This window comes from Amphibacillus sp. Q70 (genome assembly GCF_052055485.1).
Taxonomy (GTDB): Bacteria; Bacillota; Bacilli; order Bacillales; family Amphibacillaceae; genus Amphibacillus.
Genome location: NZ_CP197171.1, coordinates 3,777,310 through 3,801,062, shown reverse-complemented (window position 1 = coordinate 3,801,062; position 23,753 = coordinate 3,777,310). Strand labels below are relative to the sequence as shown.

Here is a 23,753-nt window from a genome sequence, read left to right as displayed (position 1 = left end):
TTGTGAGTAAAGAAAAGAAAACAGACTGGCGAGATGTTGAAGATGACAATCAGGACTTCAATCGTTATCCTGATTTAACTGCTGAAGAACTTGGGAAAATAGTGGAAAGAGAATTAGCCCAACTGGATAAAGAAATAGCTGAAGGAAAACGAGATTTGAATTAATAAGCACGTAATCATTTAACCAGTGATTAGGTGCTATTTTTATGTCCTTTTTTAGGAGGGATTAGATGACGTATTTAGTTATGGTGGCTAATGGTGAGTGGATAGACAAAATACAAGTTGATGGGGTAGATACTGTACGGATTGATGATGGTATATATTGCTTTTGGGATAAAGGTGGAGATGTTATTTTTAGTTCCCCTTTTGAATCAACGATTTTTTTAAAGCAAGAATAAACGGGAGGTTACAACATTGATCAACCGTATTAGAAATTGGATTTTATTTAATTATGCTAAGTTTAGATTAAAAAAGCCAAGAAAGGAAGGTGAGTCTATTGGCAATGACACCATTTGAAAAAGCACTACTTGGTGAGTTGAAATCTATCCGTAAAGAATTACAGAAAATGAACCAAAATGGACCATTTGATATAAAAATTGAACCACCTGTTAGTCCGCCATCTGCAAGTGATATTTTGGCTGACAAGCTTGCTGAATTGAAAGAGAGTCAAGAGAAGAAAACACATGAAGAAACAGAAGAGAAAATTTATGATCCGCTTAGCAGAGGCTAGGCTTTTTATTTTATTGTGGAAGGTGGTGAAATAAATGGCTAAATATCGAAAGAAACCAGTTGAAATTGAAGCGTTTGAGTGGACGGGCGATAGACATCAAATAGAAGACCCTATATGGATTAGTGACGCAATTAAAGAGGGAGCAGTACAATTCGATCACATAGGTACAGGCGATGTACAATTGACCATAAAAACCTTAGAAGGCAACATGAGAGCCAATAGAGGGGACTACATTATAAAAGGTGTTCAGGGTGAAATTTATCCTTGCAAACCAGATATTTTTGAACAGACATATGAGAAAGTAGATCAATAACACCTAATAGGGTGTTTTTATTTTGTCCTGGATAAGACACTAAACTATCTGCACTGAACTGGCAGTATACCCAGTAATCCTAAGCGGTACCGACCGCTATAAAAATGGTATAGGAGGATTTTGCACATGGAATGGATTAAAACGATTTTAGAAAAGCATAAAAATGAAGATGGCACTTACAACATTGGGGAGGCTTTGAAGGAAATTAATCAAGAGTTTCCTAAAAATGCAGTACCGAAAGATCAATATAACAATGTCGCTAATCAGCTAAAAGATACTAATAAAATGCTGAAAGACTTGCAGGAGAAAACAAAGGATAATCCGGATATCCAGAAACAGCTGCAAGATGCCGAAACGGCACGAGAACAGGCAGAAAGTGATCTGCAAAAATTGCAAACAGATGTGCAGTTGAAAGAGGCTTTAGGCAAAGCTGGTGCAAAAGATGTTGATTATATGATTTTTAAGCTTGGAGAAATTGAGTTGAACAAAGATGGCTCAATCAAAGATTTGGACAATAAAGTTAAAACTCTACAAGAATCAAACCCAGATCATTTTGAGTCCAAAGAGGATAAAAAAGACGATAAACATAGTGGCGGTTATCAGGTTAAAGATACTAAGTTGGATAAGGGCGCACCTGCTAAAACTTATAGCCAGGACCAACTGGAAAAAATGACCCCACAAGAAATTAATGATAATTGGGAAGCGGTTAGTGCTTCTCTATCACAAGGAGGAAATGAATAATGTCGTTTCGAAATTTTATACCAACTATTTGGAGTGCTAGATTACTAGCAAACTTAGACAAGAATTTAGTAGCATTGCAATTTGTAAACCGAGACTATGAAGGAGAAATCAGCGCTTATGGTGATACAGTAAGAATCAATCAGCTTGGAGACATCACCATTAAGGATTATGACGGGTCAGATATTGATGATCCGGAAGAACTTGATTCTACTCAACAATCACTAGTTATTGACCAAGCAAAATATTTTAATTTTGCAGTAAAAGATATTGATAAAGCACAAGCGAATGTAAATCTGGTTGATGGATCTATGCGACGTGCTGCATATGCCATGGGTAATGTTGTTGATATAGACATTTTTGAAGTAATGTCAGAAGGGGCAGGAATTAAGCAAGGTACTGCATCTAACCCAATTGAAATTGATGTTAAAAATGCCTATGACACGTTAGTCGATCTTGGCGTTTTATTGGACGAGAAAAATGTACCTGTCGGCGGTCGTAAAATTGCACTGCCTCATTGGTACTTGGGCTTATTGGCAAAAGACCCACGTTTTACTAAAGAACCAAAAATACTAGCTAACGGAGTTGTTGAAGGTTCTACTGTAGGTCGTTTCAACCTATTAGCATCCAATAACCTAAAAACGAGTACGGGTGGAGCTACCCATGTTCCAGCAGGTCTTACTGATGCAACTTCTTTTGCCAACCAAGTTGTTGAAACGGAAGCTTATCGTCCGGAGAAAAACTTCTCTGATGCCATGAAAGGTTTAAATGTATGGGGGCGTAAAGTAATCCAAAAAGATGCACTTGCAAATTTCATCATCAAGCCAAAAGACCCTGAAGAGGCAGGAGTTGAATCCTAATGAGTACATTTAAAGCATTAGTGACCGAAAATGTTGCAGCCAATAGGCTATTGTCTTTATCTGGTGGTAATGGAGTTCCGCAAATTTCTATTACTGCCCCTGGTGGCAATCCCGATTTTAGATCTACAGGAGAATTAACCGCAGATACAGAAATAACAGTCACGCTTAAAAACAGTCCTGTTTGGCAAGTTGAAGCAGGAGAAGACTTAAGTGCTGGTCAGTATGTAGAAGTTGGCGAAAATGGTGTAATAGTCGCCTCTGAAGATGGAGGGATCGGCTATGTAGTTGAAGCTGTCGAAGCTGGTGAGATCGCTAAGTTTGTTAGACAGGCTAGCGGCGGAGGTGCTGGTGAACAAGGTCCGCGTGGTCCAGAAGGTCCTCAAGGTCCCAAAGGCGATAAAGGTGATAAAGGAGATCCTGGTGATGATGGACAAGATGCCGAACCACAATTTACAGCTGATGAGGTAACTGCTTTAAAAGCATTAATAGAAAGAGAGGGCGATTAATTTCGCTCTCTTTTTATTTGAGGTGAAACTATGATTATCTCATTGAAAGAAGCACAGATAATTGATCCCAAAATTGAACAAGATGACCTTGACGCCTTTGAGCAATCAGTAAGGGAGCTAACCAGTAATAACTTTCAAGTGAAACAGGTTAGACATAATATTAAGTGGGTTGGTGATCAGTCCATTATGGTAGATTCAGATATTCGAGGAATGCGTGAAGGTGACACGATAGAGATCAATTATACCCAGTTAAATGATGGTGTTTACGAGGTTATAAGCATTGAGGAGGGTGTTATTACCTTAAAAGACGAACTCTTTCGTGAGACGCCTAAACGGGCTATTTTAACGCTTGTTAGATATCCAGCTGATGTTAAAAGAGGGATTAAAAAACTCATTGAATATGACAGAAAAATGAGTGGGAAAATCGGTGTTAAATCCGAAACCATTAGTCGAATGAGCAAAACCTATTTTGATGTGAATGCATCTGAAAATACAGATGGCTACCCAAAAGCTTTACTATCATTTCTTGATAAGTATAAAAAAATGAGGTGGAGCTGATGCAGACCTTTATTATTCAGGTCGAGAAAAATATACCTGATGGAATAGGCGGTAATAAGACAGAGTGGTCTCCTGCTATAACTGTAGAAGGTTATCTTGACCTAATCACGGGTACTAATCTTAATCCTAACCAAAATGCCTTTATTGAGGATTCTACTCATGTATTAGTCATCCCGGATTTTACACCAGGTATTACGGATAACATGAGAATCGTGGACAAACATAACCGATTTTATTTGATCACATATGCAGATGATCCTGTCGGAGTTGGACACCATAACGAGATTTATTGTATGTATGGTGGTGTTGTTGATGGCTAAGGATGGCTTTCAATTTGAGGATAATTCAAAACAAGTTAAACAGGAGTTTCATAACGTTTCAGAGGAAGGGATGCTTGCAGCCCTTTTGTTAGTAGAAGGTCAAGCTAAAGCTTTAGCCCGTGTTAGAACTGGCGAAATGAGAGATAAAATCGATCATAAGGTTACTAGTAATGGTAGCGAGATAATGGGTCGAGTCGGATCACCTAATGAACACGCCATCTACAACGAATTTGGTACAGGTGAGTTTGCTGAAAATGGCGCAGGCCGAAAAGGTGGCTGGGTTTATCAAGATCCAAGTGGAGAGTGGTTTTTTACTTGGGGCATGGAACCACGTCCATTTTTGAGACCTGCTTTTCGTGCAACTAAAAAACAGGTACAAGAATTATTGGCCACACATTATAAGTCAACGTTTGGGGGTAAATAAATGATCCCTTTTTTGCAAGAAATATATAAGCAATTTACAGAAGTGCACCAGGAGAGCTACCACAATCAAAATACAGCTAAAACAGTAACCTACCCTTATTTGACCTATGACTTTGATTCGGAACCGTTAGAAACAAACGTAGAGGGTTTTTACATTGACGTCGATATATTTGATAACACTGGTAGTTTTACTCGTATTTTTGAGCTAGAAGGCAGGTTGAAAGACCACTTTAAACAAAAGTTAGTCCTAACAGATGATAATTTATTGCGGTTTAACTTTTTAAGGTCTACTGGTGTGCCTACTGGCGACAAATTATTGAGACGTAGAAATATACAAATTTACTGCAAAGTGGATTGGAGGAATAAATAATGTCAAAAGGTTTAAAGAAAACAGGATATACCAATAAGACATCTGAAAGATACTTGATTGATGCAGCTACTGTTTATACTGGCGTTAAGTATGTTAAAGATGAAGGATTTCAAGGTGACCTTCACGGAGCTACTAGCGGTGGCGTTACTTTGACGATAGAACAAGAATATAGAAATGTAGAAGTGGACGGAGCAAATCACGTACCCGTAAGGGGGAATCAGGTGTTAGAAACGGCCACGGGAACAATTACTACTAATATGAAAGAGATTACTGCAGAAACAATCAGACGAGCATTAAATGGCTCTATTGCTGATGCGACTGAAGATGAAGCGCCAGAAGGGTATGAAGTAATTAAATCTAAACGCTATATTGAAAATGACGATTATTTAGAGAATATAGCTATAGCAGGAAGGTTATCAGGAACTACCAAACCGATTATAGCCATTTTAGATAATGCATTATGTACCAGTGGGTTAGAAGTGGCTACAGAAGATAATAATGAAGCTGTTATCGAACAAGTATATACAGCACACGCAACCGATGAGCAGCTTAATAGTGATGAAATGCCTTGGCGCATCTATTATCCTAAAACAACAGGAAACACAAATCCTGAACCAGATCCGGGGGCTGAAGGCTAATGACGATAGAGATGAGAGAACTTAAAGGCGATGATATTTTTACTTTGCTTGGTATTGTGGGGAAATTAGGCATTAAAGATGAGTTTATTCAACTGTTTGAGCAAAATGTTGAATCTAATGTTAAAACGCCCCAAGACCATAAAAAGAAAGAACCTACTAAGGCGCAGAAAGAAAAATTAGAGCAAGAAGCACAGCGTAGAGGTATGGAAGCCATGGCAGGTTTGCTGCAAAAAACTTTATTAAATGCCGGGAAATTAAAAGATGATATCAACGCCTTGTTGTCCGACTTAACTGGTGAACCATTAAAAACCATTAAAAATCTTGGATTAAAGGAGTACACCGGCTTAATTATTCAGTTCTTTAAAAAGCCGGAACTGCAAGATTTTTTTACATCTATCGCATCCTTACTACAGTAGAGGATGGGGAATTTAAATTAAAAGACATGCTATATAAGAGATATGGAAATCCGTTAGACCTTTTGAGCACATACACGCTCGAAGGACTATCGGATTTTATTTTTTATCTTTTCGATCAGGAAAATGAAGATACTCTATTTGAGATTTGGCTTCACAAAGATACCGAATCTGACTTTGCTACATTTAAACAAAAAAATCAGAAAAAATCTTATGTGAAACAACCTAAGCAATTAAGCAAAGAGGAAGAAGAAGAAAATATTAAAGCTTCCTTTGCCCTCATCACGCCAAGAGAGAAAGCGGGTGAATAAATGGGAGAAATATTTAAGTTATTTGGGACAATCGGAGTTGATACATCTGAAGCCGAACAAGGCATAGATAATATGACTGGAAAGGCTAAAAAGTCCGGTAAAGGTATATTTGGTGCGTTTGCGAGTGCTGCAAAAGGTATTGGAAAAATAGCTGCAGGGATTGGTGTTTTCAAACTACTAAATGGTGCGGTTAACCTTGTAAAGGGATCTATCCAACAAGCTTTTGGACGGATCGATACCATGGAGCAGTTTGACCGAGTGATGACCACGATGTTAGGCTCATCTGAAGCCGCAGGCAAAGCCTTAGATAATATTAATGGTATCGTGAAAGGTACCGCATATGGCTTAGATGTTGCTGCTAGATCAACACAGCGCTTTGTAACTGGTGGTATGGACATTAAGCTGGCTGAGGACACTGTTGCGAGTTGGGGCGATGCTGTAGCCTTTTATGGCGATGGTTCTAATGCAACATTTGAATCTGTCACAGATGCCATCGCACAAATGAATACATCTGGTAAAGTCGATATGCAGCAAATGAACCGGATTATCCAGGCAGGTGTGCCTGTATGGGAGATTCTTTCTGCAGCGACTGGTAAGTCTACCGAAACTATCCAAAAAGAAATGCAAGATGGTAAGATATCTGCAGAAGATTTTACCAACACTATGAATGAAGCGCTTATGGATGGTGTAGAAGGTTTTGACTCAATCGAGGGCGCCGCTAAAGACGCAGGTGCATCTTGGGGCGCATCTTTCGACAATATGCGTGCAGCTGTTGCTCGTGGGGTTACAAATATTATTGAAAATATTGACGAGATGCTTACGAAAAACGGATTACCATCTATGAGGGATATGGTTGCTAATTTTGGTACAGCTTTTGAAAATGCACTTACCAAAGCAGCTGACGTTATCGGTCCTTTAATTGGTGCTCTAATTGATCTAGGTAGACAAGTAAAAGATTCTACTGCTTGGCAATCTTTAAAGGATGTTGTTGTTGCAGTAAAAGATGGCTTTAAAAATTTATGGGATCAGTTAAAAGATACCGGCATTATAGACCGTGTTATAGATGTCATTAAAGATTTATGGCAAGCGATGCTAGACCTTGACTTTATGGAGATCGTAAAATCTATAGGTGAGTTTATTGATAAATGGAGCCCGTTAATTGCTGGGATTGTAGGAGCTGTAGCGGCATTTAAGATTATTACAGGAGTAATATCTGCAGTCATTGCTATAAAAGGAGCACTAGCCACTGCAGCGGGAATTTTAGCAGGCGCTATAGCATTTTTGACATCTCCTATTGGCATTGTTGTTGCAGCAATCGGCGCTTTAATCGCCATTGGCGTTCTTTTGTGGAAAAACTGGGATAAAATCAAAGAATGGGCGAGTAAGGTCTGGGATAAGACGAAAGAGATAATAGGCAACGCTATAGATGGTATTGTAGGATTTTTTAATATGATTATCGATTTTATCAAAGACAATTGGCAAGGATTGCTACTGTTTATCGTTAACCCTTTCGCGGGCGCCTTTAAATTACTCTATGACAATTTCGAGGGATTCAGGAACACAGTCGATAATTTAGTTAACACTGTAGCAGAGTTTTTTAGTGGTATGTGGGATAAAATCAAAGAAATTTTTACGATAATAGGTGAATTTATTTCCGAAACGTGGGAATGGATTAAAAACGTTATCCACGTTGGAATTCTGTTTATTGCGGAATTGTTTAATGCTGCTTTTCAGCTTTTAACATTACCTTTTATGTTCATTTGGGAAAATATCAAAGAATATGTGTTTGAAGCTTGGGAATGGATTAAGGAAATAATTACGACAGCATTTACAGCAGTGAGTGACTTCATTTCCGAAACGCTAACTATCATTGCAGAATGGTTTACGGAAAAATGGAATCAGATGAAGGAAATTGTTACGACTGTGTTTACTGCTATCAGTGACTTTATTTCTGAAATTTGGAATACCATTAAAGACTTTTTTATAACAATTATTACGGAAATTGTTGATTGGTTTGCGGAAAAATGGAGTGACATCAAAGATAGCACAACCAAAGCGTGGGAATCAATTAAAAAAAGTATAATTGATCCGATTAAAGAAGCTTGGAGCAACCTAAAGGCAAAGGTACAAGAAATCAAGGATGGGATAAGTCAAAAGTGGAACGAAATAAAAACCACCGCTTCTACAAAGTGGAAAGAAACCAAAAATGCTATTATTGAGCCAATCAAAGAGGCATGGAGCAATATAAAAACTAAAACACAAGAAATTAAAGATGGTATCGCTAGCAAATTTAATGAAGTGCAAACATCGGTTTCTGATATTTGGAACAGAATAAAAGATGCCATTACGAAGCCAGTTGAAAAAGCTCGTGATACAGTTAAAAGAGTCATTGATCGTATTAAAGGCTTTTTTGACTTTGATTGGAGCCTTCCAAAACTAAAAATGCCTAAAGTCAGCATTGATGGGAAATTTAGCCTTGCTCCTCCAAGTGTACCTAAATTTAAAATTGATTGGTTTGCTGATGGTGGTATTTTAACCAAGGCAATGGCATTTGGAATGAATGGAAATAATGTGATGGTTGGTGGTGAAGCAGGGCGTGAAGCTGTATTGCCACTTAATAAAGAAACATTAGGTGGTATCGGTGAAGGTATTGCCGCCACTATGAACTGGGGCAATGAACAGATACTTGCTTTACTCGAAATGATTAAAGATCAGTTAGCGGATCTATTAAACAAAAATGAGACTGTGATTCTACAGATTGATGGTAAAACCTTTGCCCAAATTACAAGCGACTATACTGATGATGAAGGCGGGATTAGAGTAAGAAGAGTAGAAAGGGGGCTTGCATAAGAATGGACGGTTTTAGATTTTTGGGGCTACACACTTATGATGATTTTGGAGTGACACTTGCTCCGGGTAAATCAATTGGTTTTCCTGATAAAAATAAAATCAAGGTGCAAGTCCCTTTTTCAAATACTGAATATGATTTTAGTGAGCTTTATGGAGAAGAAACCTACACTTCACGAACATTGACTTACTCTTTAAATGTTTTTAATAATGTGCTTTGGAGTAAAGATTCAATGAATGTCAAAAAGACAAAAATTATTAACTGGTTGATGAGTAGTCGAGGGAAGCAAAAGCTTTATGATGATGCCTTCCCTGGCTACTATTTTTTAGCTGAGGTTGAAGGTCAATCGTCTTTCCAAGAAAATTATCGAGATGGTATCTTAACTGTCACTTTTACAGCCTATCCATTTATGATCAGTGAATTACAAGAAGGACATGATATGTGGGATGAGTTTAATTTTGAATTAGATGTGGCTCAACAAGTTGACTTTAATGTAACGGGGTCACTTAATGTGGTATTGCATAATATAGGAACACCATCATTGACACCAAAAATAAAGGCCTCTTCACCTATGACAATAAAGATGGACGATAAGACATATAATGTACCTACAGGTGAAAGCAAAAGTGAAAATTTTGTATTGAACGCTGGAAAAAATGATTTAATCATTACAGGTAATGGCTCCATATCATTTGAGTTTTATAAGGAGCTGATTTAAATGTATAAAGTTTCAATTTTTAATGATGGTCATGAAATTGAGATTCACAATCCAAATGTAAATAATCTTAAACTAGAAACGGGGTCAATCAAAAAGGAAATCAATAAGATTGACTCTTTTAATATGTCTTTTTATCAGGATAGTCCAGCTCATGGTCATTTGAAGCCACTTAAAACTCTTATCAAGGTGATGAACACTAAAACTGGTATTTATGAATTTGAAGGGCGTGTCCTTAGTCCAACTGGACGAATGACAGAAGATGGGTTGCACACATATTCATACGTATGTGAAGGGGAATTAAGCTATTTACACGATAGTCAGCAAAGACATATAGAATTTCGTGGCACGCCTTTAGAATTACTTACTTTGATATTGAATTACCACAATGAACAAGTTGAAGATTACAAACATTTTGAAGTAGGCATAGTTGAAGTGACGAATTCGACTGATAATTTATATGTTTATCTATCTGCTGAAAGATCTACTTTTGAAGAAATTGAAGATAAAATATTGGATCGTATAGGTGGAGAACTTCGTATAAGGAAAGAAAATGATGTACGGTATCTAGACATTTTAAATCGTGTGGGTGACGATAAATCTACCGAAATTAGAATTGCTAGAAATTTAAAAAGCATGAGCCAGAGTGTGGATCCAACCGAAATAGTCACGCGGTTAACTCCATTGGGAACTAGGGTTGAATCAGAAGATGAAGATGCAACAGATGCATCCGAAGCTAGATTGACCATAGAATCAGTCAATAACGGACTACCTTATATTGACCGGGAGGGTTTAATCGCAGAATTTGGAATTAAAGGCGGATCTGTCACATGGGATGACATAACGTTACCAAACAGATTACTATCTACTGGCCGAGATTGGCTAACCAATCAAAAAGTAGCACATGTTCAATACGAAATTTCCGCACTAGATCTATTTTTGATTGGACTAGAATTTGACTATTTTGATGTAGGCAACAGTCACCCTGTTGTTAATCCCATTATGAATTTAGATGAAAGATTACGGATTGTCGGAAAGACAACGAATATAAATAATCCTCAAGATGCGTCACTCAAAATAGGGGACAAGTTTAAAACTTTAAACGACTATCAAGCAGATGCTAATAAAAGGTCTAGGCAAGTAATTGATTTACAGAGTAGAGTTGAGGGTCAAAGTAGGACGATTTCAACCATAAAAAATGAGGTTGTGACCGTCGAGTCTAATCTACAAGATTTACAAAAGGTTGTCGAGGATGCAGATATAGAGGGTTTACCAGATGCAATAGGTGATTTAGAGGATGCAATAAATAGCTTAAATGACGCATTAGCTGAAATACCTGTTTACGGACCAGCGACTTATGAAACAGATGGACTACAAACTGCAGTTGATAAACTAGCGTATGATCAATTGAAAACTAAAATTGATTTGCTCGCAGTTACTGATCAGATTAACTTAGATCATTTAAAACAGAAGTTAGATAGATTAACAGTTACTCAACCAATAAATTTGGACCAATTATATCAAGATGTAGAGGACCTCAAAAATAACCAAGAATAACTAGGAGGGTCTTTTTTTATGAAGAAAACAGCAGCTGAAAGAATTAAATTGTTAGCAGAATTATTAAGTCAGAAGGCGGAAGAAATAAGAGGGAGAACCCAAAGGAGTGATGGCAATGGCAATAGTCATACCAGATTTGATTGCGGAACTTGCACATAAAGTGCGTAATGAAATCTATGGAAGAGATGTACGTGAAGCTTTAGCAACATCAATGGAAGCAACTGCAGAAGTTGCAGAGTGGTCAAGAAAAGTCGCTCAACAAATTATTGACGATGGTTTTGATGAAGGGGCTTTAAACGCAGCTATTGAACAAAAATTAAATGATTTAGAACAACAATATGCTCCTAATCTAACGAGTTTAGAATCAGAGATTGAAGATGCAAGAGGAAACGAGTCAAGTTTAGTCAATCGTTTGAATTCGAGTGATTCGCAGTTGGCACAAAAGGCGAATCAAGAAGATTTAGAAAAAACTAATACGAACCTAGAACAAGTTGCTAAAAGAGTTAATGTTTTAGACCGATTACCTGAAAACCTAACAGGGCTTATTGCAAACTCAATAATCGCAATACCCGAAAAAACAATTCCGTTAAGCTGGAATGCGGATGATTGGGAGTTAGGTTCGATTGCAACTGTTTCTGGTGCGCCGATTACTGGCACTATAAGAATACGCACACCAGATTTTTTAAATGAAGTTGAAGCAAATGCCACCTACGCTACGTTTCTTGCAACAACTAATGACGAGGACAATAGTGATGAGAGTTTAATAAATTTCTTTTTTTACAAAGAAGATAATTCGTATATCGGAAGCACTGGCTGGCTTAATGATAATCAATCGTTTACGACACCACTGGAAACAAGTAAATTGAAGGTGGTAGTTCGAAATGTAGTAGATAATTATACGATTGATACCGCATATATACAAATAGCAAAGCCGGTCGTTTCTAGGGTTTATTAGGTGGTGTTGGTGTGATTAAAATACAAGGTCATAGAGGTTTTCCTGACTTATACCCCGAAAATACAATTATCTCATTTCAAAAAACACTTGAAGCTGGTGCGGAAGCTATTGAAATGGACATTCGTGTTACTGCTGATGGTGAATACATCATACTACATGATGAAACAGTTGACAGAACCACTAATGGAACAGGTAACGCTAAGTTTATAAATTACTATGGGTATATTGACGGTTTGGATGCCGGTTCATGGTTTAGCGCTGAATACGCAGGAACAAGAGTGCCTACATTAGATCAAGTGTTGGTTGAATTTAAAGGGAAAAATATAAAACTTGTCTTACAACTGTATTTCACGGGTGCTTCTAGGTTACAAAATATTCGAGATGTAATTGATAAAGTGGTTACTAAAAACATGATAAACCAAGTTTATATATTTGCACCTCCCGATGATATAAATGAAGTAAAATCCTACGATAATCGCTTTTATACATTGAATAGCGGAATGGCAACAATAAACACTTACCAAACTATATTAGACAATGCAATCGCTAATAATCATAATGCTGTTAGTATTTCATCCAACGCAAATGATGCTGATTTAAACACAATGATAACAGCGATTAAAAACGCAGGAAAAGAAGTACACGTATCGTATTTAACGAGTAATTATGAAAGTAGGGTTCAAAGGTTTATTGATTTTGGAGCTGATTATATTTTGGGTAACGATCCACTAATCATGCAAAATTACGTTAACAGTATAAGTCCAAATGATCCACCACCTGATGAAGAACCACCTGACTACACAAAAAACCCAGCTAGTTTTATTGTTAATTCAGAGCATACAATAAATAAACCTTATGGAACGCTTAAATCTGATTTGTATGTAGTTAAGAGTTACGGGTTTGTAAAAGGTAATCAATATCTTACGAAATAAATCTCTTCCGTTTATTTCTAGTTATGTTAAAATTAATTTAAAAACTAGATTGGGAGAATAGTAAATGAATCGTTTTAAAAAAGCTATATGGGAACTTTGGGTGAATGGAATTAGTAGGACTGGAATTATCCCCGGCAGGTTGAGGATCTTTATGTATAGATTGGGCGGAATGAATATTAAGAATGCTGGGGTGAGGTCAGGTTGCGTATTTAACGGCACAAATATTGAAATTAAAGACGGAGCGTTTATTAACCACAACACTTTCGTTAACTGTTATGAAAGAGTGACAATAGGTAAGAATGTCTTTGTTGCATTCGATGTCTTAATTACCACCAATTCCCATGAAGTTGGCGACCCAACTCAAAGAGCCATTAATAACGTTAGATCACCAATTAATATCGGTGATGGAACTTGGATCGGAGCCAGGGCGACAATACTTCCCGGAGTGACAATAGGCGAGGGGTGTATTATAGCTGCAGGCGCTGTTGTTAATAAAGATTGCAAGCCAAACGGTATGTATGCAGGTGTTCCTGCCAAGCGGATAAAAGAATTGCCTATTAAAGAACATTTAAAGAATGTTAAATAAAATGAGGGTACTTTAAGTTGAATAGATTAATATATTGGTTTGAATGTAAGTTCAGAAAAAAGCACAGGTATAGTTTTTATGATGGTAAATGTATTGTTTGTGGGAAAAAACGCAATGAATAGTCGGAACAAACTGCGAACTAGTGAAAATAAAACATTTAACTTAAAGGCGCTCAATCGAGTGCCTTTTTTATATTTAAAGGGGGTCAAGATGTGGAGGATAATGATATGGATATTTGGCGGAATGGAATACAGCGAGATGTCAGCTATTTAAAATCAACAACTTCAAAGTTAAAAGATGACGTTGCTAATTTAAAAGTAAACGATAAAATTCAAGATCAAAAAATCGGGTCACTAGAACGGACTTTAGACGAAATAAAAGAAGATACCAGTTGGATTAGACGAAAGGTAACAGGTGCGTTAATTACCACAATCGTGACTGCGGTTGTTGGTGGGATTATCGGCATAGCTATTTACAATATATTTTAGGAGGTAAACCATGAATATAAAAAATGTAGACAAATCTGTATGGGTGCGAGTGATCGCACTTTTTTTAGTGCTTGCAAATCAGATCAGCGTATCGTTTTTAGATTTTAAATTGCTACCTTTTGCAGAAGAAGAAATCTATGAAGGTGTATCGATCGTAGTCACAACGCTAGTCACGCTATGGGCGAGTTGGAAGAATAACTCATTTACTGACGAGGCGCAGGAAGCTGACGTTTATTTAGCAGAGCAAAAGAGCAAGAAAAAGTTTAAGAAAAAATTGAAATAGGAGTGATAAAATGACTTGGCAAGGATACAGAGTTACATCACCGTTCGGCTGGCGAAACCACCCTATTAGAGGTGGAAGGGAGTTTCATACGGGCATTGACCTTGTGAAATCACATAAAGCAGGTATTGAAGCATTTACAGCAGGCAAGGTACTTTACGCAGGACAAGGCAAGACAGGCACAGGCTTAGGCGGTTATGGTAATGTCGTTCTTATTGGCGACAAAAACGGGCGAGGACAGCTTTACGCACACTTGCACGATGTTTTGGTACAAACGGGTCAAGATGTCGCTAGAGGGCAAGTAATTGGACGACAGGGAGCGACAGGACAAGTCACTGGCTCACACCTCCATTACGAAGTCCGTAAAAAAGCAGAGGGTAAAGCACCTTATGGTTGGATTGCAGACCGTGCTAATAATTGTTTAGATCCAACTAAGTATATTGATAATTTTAGTCAAGATGGTGCTAAAAAGGCTAATCTAACCGTCGATGGTAAGTGGGGCAACAATACCACAAAAGCCTTACAGCAAGCACTTGGTACGCCTGTAGACGGTATTATTAGCAACCAAAGGCGTAATGCTGTCACTAATGCCATGTATGGCACTACAGTTAAGTTTAGCAATAGCAAAAATAGTAATGTTGTTGTGGCTCTACAGAACAAGCTAGGCAGTTTAAAAGCAGATGGTTTATTAGGTCCTGCTACTGTGAGACGACTACAACGCAACTTAGGTACTGTACAGGACGGTGTATTGAGTCGTCCGAGCTTAGTTGTTGAAGAGATGCAACGCAGACTTAATGCAGGTACGTTTTAAGCGATAAAAAACTCGAGTGAATCAACTGAAAAATGTAAACGGAAAAACAAGCCCTTCACAAATAAGTGAGGGGCTTTACATCCTTAAAACGTCTGTCCAACTTATTATTTTTTTCAGCCCCAACGTCCCCCAGATTAGTTCATTTTATTGCTTTATTTATTCACCTTACAATAAACAGGGAATAGGCTTTAAGTGTTGATATAGCAATACTTTAAAATCATTTGTTCCTTAATAATTCACGTCACGCAAATTATGTCGTATAATGTCTTAGTAACTAGGATGTGTGATCGAATAATGGGGTGGATTTTTTTATGAACCGATTTAATCATTTGCTAGAGAAGGGGCGGGCATTATTAAAACGTCCATGGTTTAAATGGCCTGTGTTAATTATGTCAACTTTTATTGGATTAAGTGTTATAGTATTTTTATTTATTATTTATGGTGGGCGTTTGATCGTTGATGAAAAAGCACTTGTGTTACCAGCAACGACGCTAGTGGTGACTGAGGATGGGGACTATGCAGGGCGACTGTATCAAGAAAATCGTCAACTTGTTTCATTAGATGAGATCCCAGAGCATGTTAGAGAAGCTTTTATTGCCATAGAGGATCGTCGATTTTACTCACATGCAGGTGTTGACTTTAAGTCAGTTATGCGTGCCGTTTATCGTGATATTATTACCCTAGATAAGGCAGAAGGAGCAAGTACGATCACACAGCAACTAGCCAAAAATCTTTTCTTAACGAACGACAAATCATGGATGCGGAAAACCAGAGAAGTGATGGCAACAATTTATTTAGAACGACATTATACTAAAAATGATATATTAGCGTTTTACTTGAATGAAGTTTATTTTGGACATGGTATACATGGGATAGGTGCAGCGGCTGATTACTTCTTTGGCAAGTCTGTTGAAGAGCTATCAGTTGCTGAAGGAGCACTCTTAGCTGGTATAATTAATGCTCCGAATTATTATTCACCACATATTGATGAGGAACGAGCACTGGAACGAAGAAATCTTGTTATTAGTCAAATGGAGAAGGCTGGTTATCTCGAAACAGAGGAGATGTTATCCACTCAAGGGCAAACTTTGACAGTCGTTGATCCAGTTGATCCCAACTTACCTTGGATTGATGATTACCTTGAACTTGTGATTCGAGAAGCGGAAGAACTTTATCAAATTTCACGATCAGAATTACAACGGGGAGGTTATCAGATCACTGTTTATCTCGATCCAATAGCCCAAAAAATAGCTTATGAGCAGGTTCAGAATGATGATTTTTTTCATGGATCAGAAGATGATATAGAAGTTGCTTTTGCATTACTTGATCAAGAATATGGTCAATTGCGAGCAGCACTAGGGGGGCGGGATTTTTCAATTGGTGATCAACATCGCGCTCATGTGGAACGGCAACCAGGATCAGTGATCAAACCATTAGCTGTCTATGGCCCCGCTTTGTCTGAAGAATATGCTCCATATACCATGTTAGATGACAGCGAGCGAGATTATGATGGCTATCAGGTGCGGAATGTTGATGAACATTATCAGGGGGAAGTTTCTATGCACGATGCTGTTGCTGTTTCAAAAAATACTTCAGCGGTGTGGCTCCTTGATCAAATCGGTATTTCAACAAGTAAAAATTATTTAGAGAAGATGCAGATGGACTTGTCAGATGATGATGGGCTTGCTTTAGGATTAGGTGGTTTGACATATGGTTTAACACCTTTACAGGTTGCAGAGGGCTATCGGACATTTATTCATGATGGTGAATGGGTTGCGGCTCATACGATTGCTAAAATAGAAGATCGACATGGTCAAGTGATTGCTGAAGCTAACCCAATAACCCATCAAGTTTTTACCAAACAGGCAGCATGGTACATGCTCAGAATGCTTGAAAATGTAGTTGATGAGGGAACGGCTCAAGCTGGCGAATATTCGAAGGCTTTGGCCGGAAAAACAGGGACAACTCAACATCCACAAGTATCGGGTCAAGCGAAGGATAGTTGGTTTGCTGGGGTGACACCAGATTATGTGACTTCGCTCTGGATCGGCTATGATACAAGCGATGAGGAGCATTATTTAACAGAAGGAAGTCGGGCGCCAACGGAATTAACAAAGGCTATTTTAACAGCGATCGATCAGGAACAGCCCCTGACAACAGAATTTACCTTGCCTTCTGGTGTTGAAGAATTACCTGAACCGATTGAATTACCAGTGATTGATGACCTTGATGTGTCCTTTAAGCTTGGGGGATGGCGCCTTATCCAAGCTGAATTAAGCTGGACATCAGCAAATGATGAACGAGTGATTTACCATGTTTATCAAGTGGCTGATTCAGGTGATTCAGATCAATTTCTTGGTCGAGTGGAAGGTGAAGACCATTTTACCCTCACAGATATTTCTGTTTTTGACGATTCAAGTTATTATGTGGTCCCTTATAATCCTTTAACCGATCGAACCGGTACACCATCTAATCAGATAACATTGTCCCTTTATTGAATAAAAAAAGCTTGTGTTCCAATCTATTTGGGACATGAGCTTTTTTGTGATCTGTTATGTAGAGTATTTTAGTCAAGCTTGTCAAGGAAAGGAATTTTTGGATAAGGAGCAGGAAAAAGTCCGCTGAGATATCTAGTTGGGTGCTCTAAATGGATAAGTGAGAGGTAGGAAGTCACTAATGTGGTCAATAGTAAGCTTCAATTTTATTTTTTAGCAGAGGGTGATTTAATTTTGTAATGATCATATAAGGTGTTAGTCCATGATTTATGTAATTTATAATCGTTATCCATCTCCAAGTTTTTAAAAATATTCAAGGCTTGATCGACTTTCTCCTTGCCTATCATTTTATTAAAACACAGGAAATCAATCATCCCTTCTAGCCACAGCATGATTACCTTTGAATACACATTTTTTATCAGGTGTTTATGTTTATTAATCTGTTCATAGATTCTGTAGGCGTCCGTTTTTCGATTATTGATTAAGCATAAAGTGATTATATTTTGCGAAAGGATGATTTCTTCATTGCCGGTTTTCTGTATAGCAGAAAAATAAATAAATCTATTAAATGCTTTTTCGAAAAAAATCAAACACGTATCCAAATCAAAGATAAATAGGCAATTATTTAACAGCTTCACTTCATAATACGTCCAATTTGAGCAATTGTATAGATAGTTCTTTAAAGTGTTTACCGTTCGCTGATTATAACTCGCTTTGGTTAATCTGGAAATGGATAAATCAATAATTAAAGATAAATGGAAGATTTTAATATTTTGATTGACTTCGTCACTTTTATTTAACTCTTCTTTTAAATTTATGAGCTTATTAATATCCTTCTGGTTAAAAGCCTGTTTTAATTTTGCAAAAAAATAATTGTATTTATTCAGCTTAATATTTGAAAAAAACATAAATTCATCAAAATCTATATTTAATCCTTCTAAAATATACAAAAATGTTTCTGTCGAGGGGATTGTTTCATCATTTTCTATCCGCCAATAATTACCTTGATTTATAAAGGTTGAACAAATATCTTTAATCTTGATATTTTTTGATTTTCTTATTTTCTTGATTGTTTTTCCAAAATTCATGTTTATCACCCCTATTTACTGTAATTATACAGTGAAAAACTAAATAATGACAACATTATCTATATTATTTACATGAGAAGAACAGATAACTAAGAAAGGATGTGTTGGCACATGTGGGAATGGAATTTTATCGGATTGATCAGCACTATTCTCAGTTTATTAATTCTGTAGTATTTTTTACTTAGGTAGCTACGGTTCTGGAGGCGATCAAAATGACAAATAAGTTACTAGAAACGACTAAATGGTCGACATTTGTTCTAGAAGATATGCCGAACTCTTTAGAAACGACAGATAAAATCTTGCATTCGATTCATTTCAAGAAACAACTGACCCCACTTTCGGAAATTGAAATTAAATTTTTGAATTCAGCGAATCTTGTTAAGCCAATTTATTAGCTGAATATAAGTGGATTATAACCTGAGTTAAGGAAATAACAAGCTTGTTCATTATTGCTTTAGCCTTGAATCCCGTTGTTTAGCCAGAGATTATTTTTAATAATAGAATAGATGAATGTTATTAAGAGAAGCTAATGCAAAATGTATGCTATACATTTTGCATTAGCTTCTTTTGAGTTAACTGATCTATCACAGATAATCGTCCGTAAAACTCGGGTCAACAACGGGTTTCGATGGGACGAGTAACCGCAGCAATGTTGTCAGGTTAGTACGACCGCTTCGGAAATATCCTTCGCTTTCCGTGGGTTTGTCCCAGCCTTCTCGAAAAAGAAGTACACTTTTTCTGCGGGGTCTTCACACTAAGCTTTCCCACAGGACAAGGAAAGCTACGTCAGCGAGACATCGCACGAAGAAAATTGCCTTTTATTTTCGAGGAGTCTACGTCTATTTCCTACGCTCTGGTTACGTAGGGTTCAATTTCTGAATGACCTACATCCTGTAGGCTCAACTCCCACTGATTGAAGTTTCGCTTTATCTAGCTTATTTTGGTGAATGAAAATAAATGCTGTGTTTCAAACAGTCGATTCTAGGGAATAAATAGACGGTGTATTTCAAAACAGAAAGGAGTTATCCAAGTGAAGGTAACGGTAGTTGGTTTTTGGGGTGCTTATCCTGCTAAGGAAGAAGCAACGTCTAGTTATATGTTTGAAAAAGATGGTTTTCGATTATTAGTTGACTGCGGAAGTGGAGCATTAGCACAATTACCTAAGTATTTGGATCCTTATGATCTTGATGCAGTTGTATTGTCACATTATCATCCAGATCATATGGCTGATATTGGTGTTTTACAGCATCAAATCAAAGTTCAAAATCAAATTCGCGGACAGGAACGGGTATTAAAGATATATGGTCATCATGAAGATCAAGCCGCTTTTGCTAAGCTTACTGCCCATCCTGAGACAGAAGGTGTTGCGTATCAACCTGAACAACAACTAGAATTGGGTCCATTTACGATTGGTTTTCTTCAGACCCTCCATCCAGTCACATGCTATGCGATGCGGATCACTGCTGGCGAAACAACTGTTGTTTATACAGCGGATTCGAGTTATCAGGATTTGTTTATTCCATTTTGTAAAAATGCGGACTTATTAATTACGGATTGTAACTTTTATGAAGGGCAAGATGGAGGCAAAGCTGGTCATATGAATAGTAAGGAAAACGGTCTCATGGCAGAGGAAGCGGCTGTTAAAACATTACTTTTAAGTCATCAACCGCATTTTGGTCCTCGCGAGCAACTCGTAACAGAAGCAAAGAAATACTTTTCAGGACAGGTTAAATTAGCGCATACAGGTTATCAATGGTCAACAAGCAAATCGCTTTAGTTGCTTTCAAAATTATATTTAAATAGAATAATACTAGGAGGGGATACAGATGAAATTTATTGATAACCAAGGGATTACAGATCCTTATGTAAACCTTGCAATTGAAGAATACGTCTTAAACAACTTTGGTGAAGAAGATACATATCTTCTATTTTACGTGAACCGTCCTTCGATTATTATTGGGCGTAATCAAAATACAGTTGAAGAGATTAACACAAAGTATGTCGAAGAGCAAGATATTCGAGTGGTTCGAAGACTTTCTGGTGGTGGAGCCGTTTACCATGATGAAGGAAATCTTAATTTCAGCTTTATTACAAAAGATGATGGTGATAGTTTTCATAATTTCGCTAAATTTACTGAGCCTGTTGTTGAAGCGTTGAAGGTGTTAAATGTCCCAGCAGCACTGCAAGGACGTAATGACTTAGTTGCTGATGGTCGGAAAATTTCAGGAAATGCTCAATTCACAACACGCGGTCGGATGTTCAGTCATGGAACCTTAATGCTTGATTCAGAAATAGAACATGTTGTGTCAGCCTTAAATGTGAATGCAGAAAAGATTAAATCCAAAGGAATTAAATCGATCAAAAGCCGAGTAGCAAATATTGCTGAATTTCTTGATGAAAAGATCACGATGGATCAGTTTAAAGAACATATTTTAAAATTTTTATTCAATGTCGATGATGTGGCTGATGTTCCTCGCTATGAATTAACTGAAGAGGATTGGGCTAATATTGACAAAATTTCAAAAGATCGTTATCAAAAGTGGGAATGGAACTATGGTAAGTCACCAACATTTGATATTCAAAAAACACATAAGTTTCCAGCTGGTTTAGTTGATGTTCGGATGGACGTTTCAAAAGGAACGATAAAAGATTGCAAAATTTATGGTGATTTCTTTGGTGTTGGTGATGTCAAGGTTATCGAGGATAAATTAGTTGGCGTACATTATCGTCGACAAGCACTTGAAGAGGCTTTAGCTGACGTTGATGTTCCCCATTACTTAGGCAAAGTATCAAAAGAAGAGTTTATTGACTTAGTTTATTAAAATGTATTTGGTAATTGACCTAGGACATAATAAAAAAGTTTATTCTAGATTTGAATAAACATGGTCTGGGTATAGTGGAAATGGTCACAGATGAGATATGTTCCGCTTCCCTGTGGGCTTCAATTCCCGCAGAAAGCGAATCTGTTGCTTTTCGGAACGGTTAGATACTCCCCATTTAATAAGTGAAAGTTAGATCACAAAAAAGCGAATGAACAATTCAAATTTATTTGAATATCATTCGCTTTTTTAACTACTTAAATTACTTTTGTCCCAACTTTTATATAGCGCTTTCACCGTGGCCGTTTAGTTGTTATTAAATGGTCTTTTTTATTTAGGAAAAATTCTACATGTGGCCGATAATCAATTAACTTTTTTTTCATTAACTTATGATAGCTGACTTTAAAATAAGGATCGCCGTGAATAACAGGGAGTTCACCCGTAAGATCGAAGTATTGATCAACGGCTTTTTGAATATTATCATGATCTTGAGCCAATGTTTTTTGATCTTCGTCAAATATGTCATAGGTTTCTACCGACATATAGTAAGTTTGAATTGGAATACTTTTTAAATAAGGTGCAAGCTTCTGATAATCGATGGTTAGATCCTCATTTATTAGCGAGCTGAGGGGAACACCGGCAGGGAGGTCGTCGGTATATTTTTGGATCGCTTGCTTTAATTCAGTCATTGAAACATTAGTAATAGGGTATTCAGGTTTTTTCTTAATCATTTTAAATGGATTCCACACACTATTCGACCCCTTTCGTAATATTCCTGCTTAATTCTAGTAAAAAAGTACGATGACTATATAATTATGACTTTTTTCTGAACTTTTTCAAAAAATATGGTTTTATATAGGTGATTGTGTATAATTTACATGTAGAATATTTTTACATAAAAGTTCTATAAAATTAAATGTGAGAAAGGATGTTGGTTATGACTGTAAAAATGAAAACATCTTATGAACTATCACATTCAACTATGGCTTTTATGGCAACTGAGACTGATGGTTCTTGGGGAACTTTGGTTTATGAGGAGGGAGTGGCTGAACCCATTTTCGTAGATATCCCTCCAGGAAAATTAATTGAGTTGGCTTATCGACATAACGGAGAGGAATTAATAGCAAGATTCGATGGTGCTAGGTTGTTGTGTGGTTTCAATAATAAATCCCCAGTTGCTATTAGTGTGACAAACAATTATTACTTTTTTCCGACCCATTCACCTTCTAACCCAAACTGTTCTTGGTTTTCACACACCCACATTAGAAAAATAAAAAAAGCTAAATATGGCGGTTCAACTGTACTTTTTAGAGATGGGCGAAAGTTAACAATTCCAGTCTCAGAAGGTATCATGTTAAACCAACTGCATCGTACCGCCCAATACCGATTTGCTTTACAGCAGCAAATACAACCTGTGCAGCAAAAAGAGGCGATCCAAGCGATTTTTAAAGTACTCGGTTATGATAGATATTAAGCATTAATAAAATTATACCACAGATCCTGATAGAAAATGTTCTATTGAGGATCTGTTTTTTCATAAATTCTAGAAAAGGTCTGCTTATTTCACGAGTTCAAAAGTGTATCTATATTAAGAAATATTCTCTTCATGGTAGCTTTTCGACATTAATTCTGCTAAAATATGTTCAACTTTTTTTCGAATTGCTGGATTGAAAAAATTCCGTTTTTCCTCGCGATTTTGGCAAATAAAAAGATAGGCTGTGAATGTGTCATTCCGTTCTAAAGCAACAACCTTTAGCTTTTGGTCATACATATATTTACGCAATTGTTGACGTTCAAGCAAAGCTTCTTGCTCCATCCGCTTTAACAAAGCGAGGTAGGGTTCTTTAATTTTTAAACCTGCTCCGTTTTCAATAACGACACGATCTTTTTCGATCACAGTTATCGCCATTGATAAGAAAAGAAATCGAGAGACCAATGTGTATTCATTCTCTGTTAAATAACGCATATCTCATCCTCCTCCTGTGGTTAGGAACATATGT

At 37.1% G+C, this 23,753-nt stretch carries 32 protein-coding genes; 29 read left to right on the top strand and 3 right to left on the bottom strand.

Going from position 1 to position 23,753, the window contains the following annotated elements; genetic code table 11:
* The first annotated feature begins 2 nt into the window (after positions 1–2).
* From ACS127_RS17270 to ACS127_RS17150, 25 genes are all read left to right on the top strand, one after another.
* Complete coding sequence (locus ACS127_RS17270; protein ID WP_440896250.1) at positions 3–164, top strand: hypothetical protein; 162 nt, start codon at positions 3–5, stop codon at positions 162–164.
* 65 nt (positions 165–229) lie between these two features.
* Positions 230–397, top strand: coding sequence for a hypothetical protein (locus ACS127_RS17265; RefSeq protein ID WP_440896249.1), 168 nt, complete (start codon positions 230–232; stop codon positions 395–397).
* A gap of 98 nt (positions 398–495) precedes the next feature.
* Positions 496–729, top strand: coding sequence for a hypothetical protein (locus tag ACS127_RS17260; RefSeq protein WP_440896248.1), 234 nt, complete (start codon positions 496–498; stop codon positions 727–729).
* Between the two features lie 34 nt (positions 730–763).
* Positions 764–1,042, top strand: coding sequence for a hypothetical protein (locus ACS127_RS17255; RefSeq protein ID WP_440896247.1), 279 nt, complete (start codon positions 764–766; stop codon positions 1,040–1,042).
* Between the two features lie 126 nt (positions 1,043–1,168).
* Entirely contained in the window at positions 1,169–1,783 is a 615-nt protein-coding gene (locus ACS127_RS17250) for a phage scaffolding protein (RefSeq protein WP_440896246.1), read from the top strand.
* Positions 1,783–2,640 (top strand): P22 coat protein - protein 5 domain protein, encoded by an 858-nt coding sequence (locus ACS127_RS17245; protein ID WP_440896245.1) that lies wholly within the window; start codon positions 1,783–1,785, stop codon positions 2,638–2,640. The genes ACS127_RS17250 and ACS127_RS17245 overlap by 1 nt, the downstream gene beginning before the upstream one ends.
* The gene (locus tag ACS127_RS17240; RefSeq protein WP_440896244.1) at positions 2,640–3,146 is read left to right on the top strand and encodes a head fiber protein; all 507 of its coding nucleotides are present in this window, start codon (positions 2,640–2,642) and stop codon (positions 3,144–3,146) included. The genes ACS127_RS17245 and ACS127_RS17240 overlap by 1 nt, the downstream gene beginning before the upstream one ends.
* A gap of 30 nt (positions 3,147–3,176) precedes the next feature.
* Positions 3,177–3,704, top strand: coding sequence for a hypothetical protein (locus ACS127_RS17235; RefSeq protein ID WP_440896243.1), 528 nt, complete (start codon positions 3,177–3,179; stop codon positions 3,702–3,704).
* Positions 3,704–4,024 (top strand): phage head completion protein, encoded by a 321-nt coding sequence (locus ACS127_RS17230; protein WP_440896242.1) that lies wholly within the window; start codon positions 3,704–3,706, stop codon positions 4,022–4,024. The genes ACS127_RS17235 and ACS127_RS17230 overlap by 1 nt, the downstream gene beginning before the upstream one ends.
* Positions 4,017–4,448, top strand: a complete 432-nt coding sequence (locus ACS127_RS17225) for an HK97-gp10 family putative phage morphogenesis protein (protein WP_440896241.1) — start codon at positions 4,017–4,019, stop codon at positions 4,446–4,448. Before ACS127_RS17230 ends, ACS127_RS17225 begins: the two co-directional genes overlap by 8 nt.
* Positions 4,449–4,817 carry a hypothetical protein gene (locus tag ACS127_RS17220; protein ID WP_440896240.1) on the top strand — a complete coding sequence of 123 codons (369 nt, stop codon included), beginning with the start codon at positions 4,449–4,451 and terminating at the stop codon, positions 4,815–4,817.
* Positions 4,817–5,455 carry a hypothetical protein gene (locus ACS127_RS17215; protein ID WP_440896239.1) on the top strand — a complete coding sequence of 213 codons (639 nt, stop codon included), beginning with the start codon at positions 4,817–4,819 and terminating at the stop codon, positions 5,453–5,455. The genes ACS127_RS17220 and ACS127_RS17215 overlap by 1 nt, the downstream gene beginning before the upstream one ends.
* On the top strand, positions 5,455–5,871 hold the full coding sequence (locus ACS127_RS17210) for a hypothetical protein (RefSeq protein ID WP_440896238.1): 417 nt from the start codon (positions 5,455–5,457) through the stop codon (positions 5,869–5,871). The genes ACS127_RS17215 and ACS127_RS17210 overlap by 1 nt, the downstream gene beginning before the upstream one ends.
* Before the next feature lie 62 nt (positions 5,872–5,933).
* Entirely contained in the window at positions 5,934–6,179 is a 246-nt protein-coding gene (locus tag ACS127_RS17205; protein WP_440896237.1) for a hypothetical protein, read from the top strand.
* Positions 6,180–9,029: a tape measure protein gene (locus tag ACS127_RS17200; protein WP_440896236.1), complete on the top strand. Its 2,850-nt coding sequence runs from the start codon at positions 6,180–6,182 to the stop codon at positions 9,027–9,029.
* Between the two features lie 2 nt (positions 9,030–9,031).
* The gene (locus tag ACS127_RS17195; protein WP_440896235.1) at positions 9,032–9,745 is read left to right on the top strand and encodes a phage tail protein; all 714 of its coding nucleotides are present in this window, start codon (positions 9,032–9,034) and stop codon (positions 9,743–9,745) included.
* The gene (locus tag ACS127_RS17190; protein WP_440896234.1) at positions 9,746–11,299 is read left to right on the top strand and encodes a phage tail spike protein; all 1,554 of its coding nucleotides are present in this window, start codon (positions 9,746–9,748) and stop codon (positions 11,297–11,299) included.
* An 18-nt stretch (positions 11,300–11,317) separates the two neighbouring features.
* Complete coding sequence (locus tag ACS127_RS17185; protein WP_440896233.1) at positions 11,318–11,458, top strand: hypothetical protein; 141 nt, start codon at positions 11,318–11,320, stop codon at positions 11,456–11,458.
* Complete coding sequence (locus tag ACS127_RS17180; RefSeq protein WP_440896232.1) at positions 11,415–12,254, top strand: PspA/IM30 family protein; 840 nt, start codon at positions 11,415–11,417, stop codon at positions 12,252–12,254. Before ACS127_RS17185 ends, ACS127_RS17180 begins: the two co-directional genes overlap by 44 nt.
* 11 nt (positions 12,255–12,265) lie before the next feature.
* Positions 12,266–13,186 carry a glycerophosphodiester phosphodiesterase gene (locus ACS127_RS17175; RefSeq protein ID WP_440896231.1) on the top strand — a complete coding sequence of 307 codons (921 nt, stop codon included), beginning with the start codon at positions 12,266–12,268 and terminating at the stop codon, positions 13,184–13,186.
* A 64-nt stretch (positions 13,187–13,250) separates the two neighbouring features.
* Positions 13,251–13,772, top strand: coding sequence for an acyltransferase (locus ACS127_RS17170; RefSeq protein ID WP_440896230.1), 522 nt, complete (start codon positions 13,251–13,253; stop codon positions 13,770–13,772).
* Between the two features lie 212 nt (positions 13,773–13,984).
* The gene (locus ACS127_RS17165) at positions 13,985–14,260 is read left to right on the top strand and encodes a hemolysin XhlA family protein (protein ID WP_440896229.1); all 276 of its coding nucleotides are present in this window, start codon (positions 13,985–13,987) and stop codon (positions 14,258–14,260) included.
* A gap of 10 nt (positions 14,261–14,270) precedes the next feature.
* Complete coding sequence (locus tag ACS127_RS17160; RefSeq protein ID WP_440896228.1) at positions 14,271–14,543, top strand: phage holin; 273 nt, start codon at positions 14,271–14,273, stop codon at positions 14,541–14,543.
* A 10-nt stretch (positions 14,544–14,553) separates the two neighbouring features.
* The gene (locus ACS127_RS17155) at positions 14,554–15,351 is read left to right on the top strand and encodes a M23 family metallopeptidase (protein WP_440896227.1); all 798 of its coding nucleotides are present in this window, start codon (positions 14,554–14,556) and stop codon (positions 15,349–15,351) included.
* Positions 15,352–15,662: 311 nt separating this feature from the next.
* Entirely contained in the window at positions 15,663–17,849 is a 2,187-nt protein-coding gene (locus ACS127_RS17150) for a transglycosylase domain-containing protein (protein WP_440896226.1), read from the top strand.
* Between the two features lie 203 nt (positions 17,850–18,052).
* Here the strand turns inward: ACS127_RS17150 and ACS127_RS17145 are convergent, their stop codons facing one another.
* Positions 18,053–18,934, bottom strand: coding sequence for a hypothetical protein (locus ACS127_RS17145; protein WP_440896225.1), 882 nt, complete (start codon positions 18,932–18,934; stop codon positions 18,053–18,055).
* Positions 18,935–19,146: 212 nt separating this feature from the next.
* Between ACS127_RS17145 and ACS127_RS17140 the strand changes: the two genes are divergently transcribed.
* The 3 genes from ACS127_RS17140 to ACS127_RS17130 all read left to right on the top strand — a co-directional run bounded on the left by ACS127_RS17140 (position 19,147) and on the right by ACS127_RS17130 (position 21,756).
* A complete protein-coding gene (locus tag ACS127_RS17140) occupies positions 19,147–19,329 on the top strand; it encodes a hypothetical protein (RefSeq protein ID WP_440896224.1) in 183 nt (60 codons plus the stop codon).
* A 635-nt stretch (positions 19,330–19,964) separates the two neighbouring features.
* Positions 19,965–20,711, top strand: a complete 747-nt coding sequence (locus ACS127_RS17135) for an MBL fold metallo-hydrolase (protein WP_440896223.1) — start codon at positions 19,965–19,967, stop codon at positions 20,709–20,711.
* Between the two features lie 49 nt (positions 20,712–20,760).
* Positions 20,761–21,756 (top strand): lipoate--protein ligase, encoded by a 996-nt coding sequence (locus ACS127_RS17130; protein ID WP_440896222.1) that lies wholly within the window; start codon positions 20,761–20,763, stop codon positions 21,754–21,756.
* A 290-nt stretch (positions 21,757–22,046) separates the two neighbouring features.
* Here the strand turns inward: ACS127_RS17130 and ACS127_RS17125 are convergent, their stop codons facing one another.
* Positions 22,047–22,502: a DUF3939 domain-containing protein gene (locus tag ACS127_RS17125; protein ID WP_440896221.1), complete on the bottom strand. Its 456-nt coding sequence runs from the start codon at positions 22,500–22,502 to the stop codon at positions 22,047–22,049.
* A 188-nt stretch (positions 22,503–22,690) separates the two neighbouring features.
* On the opposite strand from ACS127_RS17125, the gene ACS127_RS17120 reads away from it, so the two are divergent.
* Entirely contained in the window at positions 22,691–23,227 is a 537-nt protein-coding gene (locus ACS127_RS17120) for a competence protein ComK (RefSeq protein WP_440896220.1), read from the top strand.
* A gap of 114 nt (positions 23,228–23,341) precedes the next feature.
* Here the strand turns inward: ACS127_RS17120 and ACS127_RS17115 are convergent, their stop codons facing one another.
* The gene (locus tag ACS127_RS17115; protein ID WP_440896219.1) at positions 23,342–23,719 is read right to left on the bottom strand and encodes a hypothetical protein; all 378 of its coding nucleotides are present in this window, start codon (positions 23,717–23,719) and stop codon (positions 23,342–23,344) included.
* Positions 23,720–23,753 lie beyond the last annotated feature (34 nt).

Bases quoted from the DNA above. Each gene is read 5' to 3' on its own strand.
- ACS127_RS17265 (WP_440896249.1), top strand. From the start codon at position 230: ATGACGTATTTAGTTATGGTGGCTAATGGTGAGTGGATAGACAAAATA.
- ACS127_RS17255 (WP_440896247.1), top strand. From the start codon at position 764: ATGGCTAAATATCGAAAGAAACCAGTTGAAATTGAAGCGTTTGAGTGG.
- ACS127_RS17180 (WP_440896232.1), top strand. From the start codon at position 11,415: ATGGCAATAGTCATACCAGATTTGATTGCGGAACTTGCACATAAAGTG.
- ACS127_RS17170 (WP_440896230.1), top strand. From the start codon at position 13,251: ATGAATCGTTTTAAAAAAGCTATATGGGAACTTTGGGTGAATGGAATT.
- ACS127_RS17215 (WP_440896239.1), top strand. From the start codon at position 4,817: ATGTCAAAAGGTTTAAAGAAAACAGGATATACCAATAAGACATCTGAA.
- ACS127_RS17195 (WP_440896235.1), top strand. From the start codon at position 9,032: ATGGACGGTTTTAGATTTTTGGGGCTACACACTTATGATGATTTTGGA.
- ACS127_RS17150 (WP_440896226.1), top strand. From the start codon at position 15,663: ATGAACCGATTTAATCATTTGCTAGAGAAGGGGCGGGCATTATTAAAA.
- ACS127_RS17245 (WP_440896245.1), top strand. From the start codon at position 1,783: ATGTCGTTTCGAAATTTTATACCAACTATTTGGAGTGCTAGATTACTA.
- ACS127_RS17250 (WP_440896246.1), top strand. From the start codon at position 1,169: ATGGAATGGATTAAAACGATTTTAGAAAAGCATAAAAATGAAGATGGC.
- ACS127_RS17140 (WP_440896224.1), top strand. From the start codon at position 19,147: ATGACAAATAAGTTACTAGAAACGACTAAATGGTCGACATTTGTTCTA.
- ACS127_RS17155 (WP_440896227.1), top strand. From the start codon at position 14,554: ATGACTTGGCAAGGATACAGAGTTACATCACCGTTCGGCTGGCGAAAC.
- ACS127_RS17145 (WP_440896225.1), bottom strand. From the start codon at position 18,934: ATGAATTTTGGAAAAACAATCAAGAAAATAAGAAAATCAAAAAATATC.
- ACS127_RS17220 (WP_440896240.1), top strand. From the start codon at position 4,449: ATGATCCCTTTTTTGCAAGAAATATATAAGCAATTTACAGAAGTGCAC.
- ACS127_RS17120 (WP_440896220.1), top strand. From the start codon at position 22,691: ATGACTGTAAAAATGAAAACATCTTATGAACTATCACATTCAACTATG.
- ACS127_RS17210 (WP_440896238.1), top strand. From the start codon at position 5,455: ATGACGATAGAGATGAGAGAACTTAAAGGCGATGATATTTTTACTTTG.
- ACS127_RS17200 (WP_440896236.1), top strand. From the start codon at position 6,180: ATGGGAGAAATATTTAAGTTATTTGGGACAATCGGAGTTGATACATCT.
- ACS127_RS17225 (WP_440896241.1), top strand. From the start codon at position 4,017: ATGGCTAAGGATGGCTTTCAATTTGAGGATAATTCAAAACAAGTTAAA.
- ACS127_RS17115 (WP_440896219.1), bottom strand. From the start codon at position 23,719: ATGCGTTATTTAACAGAGAATGAATACACATTGGTCTCTCGATTTCTT.
- ACS127_RS17240 (WP_440896244.1), top strand. From the start codon at position 2,640: ATGAGTACATTTAAAGCATTAGTGACCGAAAATGTTGCAGCCAATAGG.
- ACS127_RS17190 (WP_440896234.1), top strand. From the start codon at position 9,746: ATGTATAAAGTTTCAATTTTTAATGATGGTCATGAAATTGAGATTCAC.
- ACS127_RS17185 (WP_440896233.1), top strand. From the start codon at position 11,318: ATGAAGAAAACAGCAGCTGAAAGAATTAAATTGTTAGCAGAATTATTA.
- ACS127_RS17235 (WP_440896243.1), top strand. From the start codon at position 3,177: ATGATTATCTCATTGAAAGAAGCACAGATAATTGATCCCAAAATTGAA.
- ACS127_RS17130 (WP_440896222.1), top strand. From the start codon at position 20,761: ATGAAATTTATTGATAACCAAGGGATTACAGATCCTTATGTAAACCTT.
- ACS127_RS17230 (WP_440896242.1), top strand. From the start codon at position 3,704: ATGCAGACCTTTATTATTCAGGTCGAGAAAAATATACCTGATGGAATA.
- ACS127_RS17160 (WP_440896228.1), top strand. From the start codon at position 14,271: ATGAATATAAAAAATGTAGACAAATCTGTATGGGTGCGAGTGATCGCA.